The following is a 7,289-nucleotide window of genomic DNA, read 5'->3' as shown; positions in this document are numbered from 1 at the left end:
TTCCGGGACTTTGGGACATGCACGTCCATTTTGGCGGTGGGGATACCCTGGTCTCGGAAAACAAGAGCCTGCTCCCCCTCTATTTGGCCAATGGGGTTACCACGGTCCGCGACTGCTCCGTCGATCTAAGCCCTTACGTTTTTGATTGGAAGGCTAAAATTGCGGAGGGCTCACTTTTAGGCCCTAAATTCTTCGGTCTTTTGGACGAATACGGATCTGTTGAACTTGGAAAGAAAGCGGATCTAGTCCTGGTAAACTCCAATCCTCTATTGAATATAGGGGCCACCAAGGATATTTATATGGTACTAAAGGCCGGTCGCACGTATACCAAAGCTGATTTGAAGGAACTATTGTCCGAATTGGAAGAAATCAACCATCCACAACATAATTGAGACAAAATTCCCTGCTTTTCCAGAGTGCAATAAAAAGCTCCAGATTTATCCAAGCAGTGTCATAACTGTTTTGATTATTGCGGTGAAGTGCGGAGACCGGTGGTATACCATGCCAACTTCGGGTTGAAATACAGGGTAAATAGGTATACTATTATTATCTGGAAAGAATGCAACCCCACGTTAAAGGAAAAGGACGTCATGATGGTGCCTTGCGACGATATCAATAAATAATCACCATTGGCAGAAATCTGGGAATCACCGATGCGCCGATGACCGATTTTAATTTTTATCTTTTAATGGTCAATCAAAAAAGCATGGCGTGGAAATGACCTTTCTGACGTCCGATATGCAAAATGGCTTTTCTAGATGGTACCTGATGTTCGGCGACTACGCAACGATTTTGGAATCGGAAAGTTTAAGGGAACGGGTGAAGGAACTGTTGAGAAATACCGAATCTAAGCTTTTAGGCTAAAAATGGTTCTTATTGTTTTCTACTGTATTTCCGGATAACATTGCTATTGAACTCCTTCACTCCATTTACCGCTCAGCAGCGCATAGATGGCCATCGCATGCCCGTGGCCCAGTCCGAATTCTTCCTTGAGCCAATTCGTGATCTGGGTCGCTTTTACGCCGTCCTTTATTTTTCCCTTTTCCGTAAATCCCTTTTTCTCGGCCAGCGTTTTAAAATCTTGAGGTGACTTTCCTGTTTTTGACTTGATATTGTCCAAATAAGCTTGAAATGACATAGATGTATGGTTTACTGCGGAAACGAAAATACTTTATTTTGACTGTTTTTTAAGGTTTTCCCGTACCCTGAACTTGACGATTTTATGGATCAACCCCAGCGGCATCGGTTTGTCCAAAGGAAATTGGACCGAACCTTTACCTTGCTTATAATGGGAAAGTTCTTCTTCAAACTGTTTATGCCCCGTGGGGGTGGCATAAAAACCGATGTGGTTTTTATATCCTGCGAAATAGACAAGCGGTTTGCCGTCCAGCTTAAAAGCGGGCATGCCATAGCTGATGGTTTCTTCCGATTCGGGAGCCGCTTTTTTGATGGTCGTCCTGACCTGCTCTAGGATGGTCTGGACATCCTCTGGAAAGCCGGCGATATACGAGTCACTATTTTTCGATGGATGGTTCATCGATGCTTGGATTCGGCGTTTTTTTTAAAATTGTCCAAAATGGCTTGCCAGCCTCCCTTTTGCATTTCTATGGGATTCGTGTTCTCGGCCTCGAAAGATTCTGTAATCTTGGTCGTATCCCCAGCAGACGAAAAGGTAATTTCGACCTTTCTACCGTCATCCAAGGTATAGGAAATCAATTTATTGGCGTCGATAACATCATAGGTTCCCCCGAAGTCAAAACCCACACTGCCATCTTTGGCCTCCATGCGCGACACGAACCTTCCGCCGGGTCGCAAATCGTTTTCCGCCTTGGGCGTATGCCAATCTTCGGTGGCCTTGTTCCAGTTTTTGATATGTTCGGGCATAGTCCACCGTTCCCAGACTTTTTCTACGGGAGCTTTGACGGTTGTTTCTACGGTAATGACTTTATTTTTTGTATGCATTCAAAGATGGATTAAATTCAAAAACTTTGGTCGTCGGCGGAGGGGCCATAACTTGCGGGCACGGGAATGTCCAATAACCTGTAATACACTCCCAGTTGGGCACGATGGTGGGCAATCTGGTTCAGTCCGTGGCGAATGGCTCCATATTTTGTCCATTCCATCAATTTTTGGCCGTCCATGGTAAGGGCCCATTTGGGTTCGAGGTCAGACTCCGCAGCCTGTTCCAATGCCGATAGCGAGGCTTTGTATTGTTGGTCCAATACGGCTACCAACTGCGCTTTGTTTTCGATTTTTTCCGTTTCGTCGGCTTGGGAAATATCAAGGTCAGAGGTACTCAATATGGCTGGGGACCATCCGAAAATAGTCGCGATATGACTGACCAAATTGATCATCTTCATACTTTTTTCATGCGGCGCATAATCGTTTTTTCCTTCGGGATATTTGGCGAAGAACTTTTTGGTAACCTCGTACTCGTAGGTAAGCTCGTCTCTTAATTGTTGTAGCGTGTCCATAGTTTCTCTTTTAGGATTCTAGCCCTAATTTAAGGAATATCCTCATACTTATGAAATTCAGTTATGGTCAAATAATATCCGTCCGGATCTCTAAGTGAAAATTCCTTTTTCGTCGAGTTTGGATTTATGTGGATGTCCTTTTCAATAGAACCATCAATTTTTTTGACATTTTGTCTTATGATGTCCATATTTTCCGTTCTAAAATAAAGGATCAGTCCATTACCCGGAGTAACACTTGGATTTGTCATTGTAGGGTGGTCGTGTGCTCCCCATTTATGAAGACAAAGTAAAACTTCGTCATTTTTAGAAACTAGAATATCAAACTCATTTCCCCCGTGCATACTTCTACAGCCGAATACCGATCGATACCATTTAGAACTGGCTTCCACATCCTTTACGGCGATTATCGGGTCAATTTTTGTCATTGCGTGATTTTACGCAAATATTCTTAATTTTATACAAAATGTTTCTAGCCTTTTACTTTGTTGTGGTCTTCATATGCTTCGAATAGCGTTTACTTCATAGAATGCAGTCCTGCCAAATTGCCCTCGGTATCATGAAACAGGGAGATAAACCCGAACTCGCCGATTGACATTTTGGATTTAAAGACCTTGCCGCCCGCTTTTTCCACCCGATTTTCTTCCGTAACACAGTCTTCGCTGCCAAAATAGATTAGGCTGCTGTTGCCTCCCGCCTTTACACCTTCCATTTTTACCAAAGCCCCATTGGCCCCATATTTGTCCATATCGCCAGGGAAACTTCTCATTTGCAAAGGATCGTCCCCGGGATTGGGCAGTGCCTCCAATTTCAGGTCAAAAACATTTTCGTAAAACTTTGAGGCCCTTTCCATATCGTCTACATAGATTTCGAACCAGACTGATGCATTTGAATTTCTCATGATATTCTTAAATTATTTGTCATTTCCGCGAAGACGGAAATTTGTTTAATGTTTGTCTTTTCCCTGCTTTGTCGGGCAGGTCTCTGTTTTTTATTCTCGTTTCTTTTTTTATCTGTTTCACTCAGACCTAAAAGGAGGTAACGTCTTGTAAATCAATTCCTTCTATCCTTTCGGCATCTTGTCCATATCCATATACAGCATACTCCATCGATGGCCATCGAGATCTTCGAATCCGAAGGCGTACATCCAGCCTTGCGATTCGCTGGGTTCGGCATAGATTTCACCGCCAGCCTTTCGAACGGTTTCGGCCATTTTGTCGACTTCCTTTTTGCTTTGGGCGTCTATGTTGAGAAGGACCTCCGTTCCTTTTTTGGTGTCTGCGATTGGATTGCCCGCAAAACCCGTAAAAGCTTCTTCAGGAAATAGCATCATTACAAAATTATGGTCCCCAATCAGGAAACTTGCGAGATGTTCGGCGTTTTTATGCATGGGGTTTTCTCGGAAGCCGATGGTTTTAAAGAAAGCCCTTGATTCTTTTAGGTTTTTTACGGGAAGGTTTAGCCAGATTGTTTTCATCGACTCCTATTTTAGTGTTGTTTCATAATTTCAATCCAAAGATAAACTGATTTTTTAGTATTTCACAGAGGTGTTTCCGTCAATCCAACGGGTTGATTGCGACAGATACTTTGATTATATTCGTTGGATTAAAAGGATTCCCGCTGGAGTTGATGCCGAGCGCAGCCGAAGTGCGGGATGATAAAAAAAATAGTCATGAAACACGTATCCATACTCGTGCCCAAAGGCCATACCAGCGTAGTGAATATCGGTGGCACCCATCAAATGTTTTCATGGGTCAATGAATTTTTCGAACAGACCGGAAGGACACCCATTTTTGATATCCATTTGGTGGGGCTTGAACAACGGACCAAACAGTCCCACGGTCTGTTTACGGTAAATCCCGATCAACTTATTTCGGATGTGGTCAAGAGCGACCTGATCATCATACCTGCCATTCACGGGGATTTTGAAAAGAACCTCGAAAACAATTCGGAATTTCTTCCATGGATTGTCGGCCAATATAAGGAAGGGGCTGAAATCGTTAGCCTTTGTGTGGCTTCCTTTTTTCTTGCGGAAACAGGTCTATTGAACGGCAGGCAGTGCTCTACGCATTGGCAGTTCGCGAACGAATTCCGCAAAAAATATCCGAAAGCGGACCTCAAGGACGATAAGATTTTGACCGAAGCGGATGGCATCTATACCAGCGGCGGCGCCTATTCCTTCACCAACCTTATTCTATACCTCATCGAGAAATACGCGGGAAGGGATACGGCGGTCGCGGCCGCCAAAGGGTTTATGATTGATATCGACCGGAGCAGCCAGTCGCCTTTTAGCATTTTTTCGGGACAGAAATCGCATAAGGACAAAGCGGTCTTAAAAGCGCAAGAGCACATCGAGCAACATTTTAACAATAAAATAACCGTCGATGAACTTTGTGAACAAATGGCACTAAGCCGCCGAACTTTCGAACGCCGTTTCAAGAAAGCGACCGCCAACACCGTTGTGGAATACCACCAACGGGTAAAGATCGAGGCGGCTAAAAAAGAATTGGAAAAGGGACGCAAAACGGTCAACGAGATCATGTTCGAGGTCGGCTATTCAGATCCCAAAGCCTTTCGGGAAGTATTCCGGAAGATTACCGCTATGACGCCCCTAGATTATTTGAACAAGTATACCAAAGTTGGGGCGAGAGTCTGAACCGTTAACTGGCCGTCAATCTTTTGTTGAATTTTAGTGCGAGATGGATCCAATGATCAAAATCCTCCTTGTGCTCAAGATTTTCTTCGTTTATGTGAATGTACCCCTTGTATTCCCGGCCTCCCATAACCACGGTCTGACAGCCAAGCCTTTCGACTTCCTGTTCGTGCAGGGCCGGGTCTATGCGGCACATCATCCTGTCGGGGCCGGCCGTCAGGCACATTTTTCCGCTGACCATGAAGGCTAGGCTTCCAAACATTTTCTTCTCCTCGACCGGTAAACCCGCCAGTGCCTTTCTGATTCTTTCGGCCAATTTTTCACTATACGCCATAAATCGGGTCTTTAAATATCTATTTCTTGGTCCCGGTTTCCACTTTATCGAGTTGATTCCCGTCCCCATCCAAAATATAGGGCTCGAAATCGGAATCGTTCACCCAGCCCGCCTCGGGTTTCTTTCCTGCCATAAAATCCGAATAAAAATGGGCGCCGTTTACGAAAGGGGCCTGCTCATATACATGTCCGTAGCCTATCATCCGCAAATCTCCCTGGGCCAAAAGCTTGGCTTCCATTTCATTTTTTAGATCCTTCTTTCTTGATGCCAAAGAAGGGTCGCCCGCCAAATTATTCGTACAAAAAGGGTCTTTTGCGACATCGTACAATTCTTCCGCTACCCGTTTTCCGAAGTTCAGTTTCCAAAATTTAGTCTCCCCGTTTCTTCTCAGGTCGAGGATTTCGGTTTTAGTTGGACTTCCATCCGTATTCAAATAGCCTGTTTCAGGATTTCCCGAAGGCCATCGGTCGATTTCATAATTTTTGATATATAGCATATTATTTTTATGGATACCCCGGATGGGATAACCGACATCGACCGGTCTACCGGTATCGTGCCTTTCCTTGCCGACCAACACATTATCACGCTCCTTTTCTACTTGTCCGGATTCTTCGGAAGTCAGGATGTTCATCAGACTTTTCCCAGTGGCCGGATGCATTCCCGAAGTCCGCCAATCGATACCTGCCGCTTCCAAAAAAGTAGGTGCGAAATCGATAAAGCTGACATAATCTTCGACTTTTCTTCCTTCCTTTTTCATCTTACCTTTCCAAAGCATGGCCATCGGAATATGGTTCGCATTTTCGTATTGATTGCCCTTGACCCTAGGGAATGGCATCCCATGATCTGAGGTGACAACCACCAAGGTATTTTGGAGCAAGTTCCTTTCCTGTAAGGTTTCCATTATTTTTTCGATATGCCTGTCGGTATCCTCGATTTCATAGGCATAATCAAGCAGGTCGTTACGTGTGATTTCATTATTGGGCCAATAGGGCGGAAAATCCTTGATCATTTCGGTGGATTTTCCCGCTAATTTTACACCCGAACCATATTCGTAGCCTCGATGCGGTTCGGTGCTGCCTACCCAGAAACTCCAAGGTTTTTTTTCGGGTGCCTTATCCAAAAAATCCCTGAAATTACCGCTGTAATCATTATCTGAAATCGAAGCAGTAGCTGGGACCAACTTCTTTTCGTTGTAGGCCGGCCCCATAACCTGCCGTTCACTACCGTCTTCCCGAAAGGTTTTTCCGGGAGCATAGCCTTTTCCTGTGTGACCCGTGGTATACCCGTTTTCCAATAGTACTTCTTGATAGGTCTTGAATTTCGGTGGAAAATAGATGACATGGTTGGCGGCGGCATCCAATTGCCACGAATTTCGGCCCGTCATTAAGGCTGCACGTGAAGGGGCACATTTGGCATTGGGCGTGTAGGCCCGGTTGAATAGGATGCCCTCTTTGGCGATGGCGTCAAAGCCGGGTGTGTTGACGTATGAGCTACCATAAGCGCCCATATCTAGCCCTGCATCGTCGAACATAATGACAAGGATGTTCACTCTATCCTGCGCCAAAGAAAGTTTGAGGGATAGTAGACAGATTAAAAAAACAGTCCGGATTTTTAGCATGGTTACATTTTATTAATCCAACTTCAAATACGCCATTACGGCGGTATCGATTTTTGCATTTTGACAACGCAGTAGAGTGGCAACTAAAATATAAAAACCATCGCAGTAGTTCATCCAATTTATCGGGATAATAGCAAATAAACCCTCGGGCGGGAGAATTTTATCCACAAAACCTTATTTTTGCCCCATCCAAAAAATAAAAAAGCATGACCT

At 44.6% G+C, this 7,289-nt stretch carries 12 protein-coding genes; 3 read left to right on the top strand and 9 right to left on the bottom strand.

Translation table 11 applies throughout. The features are described from left to right. Positions 1–392 (top strand): amidohydrolase family protein (locus tag ACEW8S_RS06610; protein ID WP_373517383.1); only part of this gene is annotated, 392 nt, incomplete at its 5' end. Positions 393–717: 325 nt separating this feature from the next. Beyond that, on the top strand, positions 718–864 hold the full coding sequence (locus tag ACEW8S_RS06605; protein ID WP_373517382.1) for a hypothetical protein: 147 nt from the start codon (positions 718–720) through the stop codon (positions 862–864). A gap of 43 nt (positions 865–907) precedes the next feature. Here ACEW8S_RS06605 and ACEW8S_RS06600 read toward each other — a convergent pair whose 3' ends face one another. The 7 genes from ACEW8S_RS06600 to ACEW8S_RS06570 form a co-directional block, all read right to left on the bottom strand. Continuing rightward, positions 908–1,138, bottom strand: coding sequence for a DUF4287 domain-containing protein (locus ACEW8S_RS06600; RefSeq protein WP_373517381.1), 231 nt, complete (start codon positions 1,136–1,138; stop codon positions 908–910). A 33-nt stretch (positions 1,139–1,171) separates the two neighbouring features. After that, complete coding sequence (locus ACEW8S_RS06595; RefSeq protein WP_373517380.1) at positions 1,172–1,537, bottom strand: iron chaperone; 366 nt, start codon at positions 1,535–1,537, stop codon at positions 1,172–1,174. Continuing rightward, complete coding sequence (locus tag ACEW8S_RS06590; protein ID WP_373517379.1) at positions 1,534–1,962, bottom strand: SRPBCC family protein; 429 nt, start codon at positions 1,960–1,962, stop codon at positions 1,534–1,536. Before ACEW8S_RS06590 ends, ACEW8S_RS06595 begins: the two co-directional genes overlap by 4 nt. Positions 1,963–1,979: 17 nt before the next feature. Next, entirely contained in the window at positions 1,980–2,474 is a 495-nt protein-coding gene (locus ACEW8S_RS06585) for a DinB family protein (protein WP_373517378.1), read from the bottom strand. A 29-nt stretch (positions 2,475–2,503) separates the two neighbouring features. Beyond that, entirely contained in the window at positions 2,504–2,899 is a 396-nt protein-coding gene (locus ACEW8S_RS06580) for a VOC family protein (RefSeq protein WP_373517377.1), read from the bottom strand. Between the two features lie 89 nt (positions 2,900–2,988). Then, positions 2,989–3,372, bottom strand: a complete 384-nt coding sequence (locus ACEW8S_RS06575) for a VOC family protein (protein ID WP_373517376.1) — start codon at positions 3,370–3,372, stop codon at positions 2,989–2,991. Between the two features lie 162 nt (positions 3,373–3,534). Further along, positions 3,535–3,948, bottom strand: a complete 414-nt coding sequence (locus ACEW8S_RS06570; protein ID WP_373517375.1) for a VOC family protein — start codon at positions 3,946–3,948, stop codon at positions 3,535–3,537. A gap of 195 nt (positions 3,949–4,143) precedes the next feature. Here ACEW8S_RS06570 and ACEW8S_RS06565 point away from each other — a divergent pair, with 195 nt between their 5' ends. Further along, the gene (locus ACEW8S_RS06565) at positions 4,144–5,127 is read left to right on the top strand and encodes a GlxA family transcriptional regulator (RefSeq protein WP_373517374.1); all 984 of its coding nucleotides are present in this window, start codon (positions 4,144–4,146) and stop codon (positions 5,125–5,127) included. Positions 5,128–5,131: 4 nt separating this feature from the next. Here ACEW8S_RS06565 and ACEW8S_RS06560 read toward each other — a convergent pair whose 3' ends face one another. Further along, a complete protein-coding gene (locus ACEW8S_RS06560) occupies positions 5,132–5,458 on the bottom strand; it encodes a TfoX/Sxy family protein (RefSeq protein ID WP_373517373.1) in 327 nt (108 codons plus the stop codon). Between the two features lie 19 nt (positions 5,459–5,477). Then, a complete protein-coding gene (locus ACEW8S_RS06555; RefSeq protein WP_373517372.1) occupies positions 5,478–7,076 on the bottom strand; it encodes a sulfatase in 1,599 nt (532 codons plus the stop codon). Between the last annotated feature and the right edge of the window lie 213 nt (positions 7,077–7,289).

It is taken from the genome of Pricia sp., assembly GCF_041745955.1.
Lineage (GTDB): Bacteria > Bacteroidota > Bacteroidia > Flavobacteriales > Flavobacteriaceae > Pricia.
This window is presented reverse-complemented; position numbering and strand designations above follow the sequence as displayed.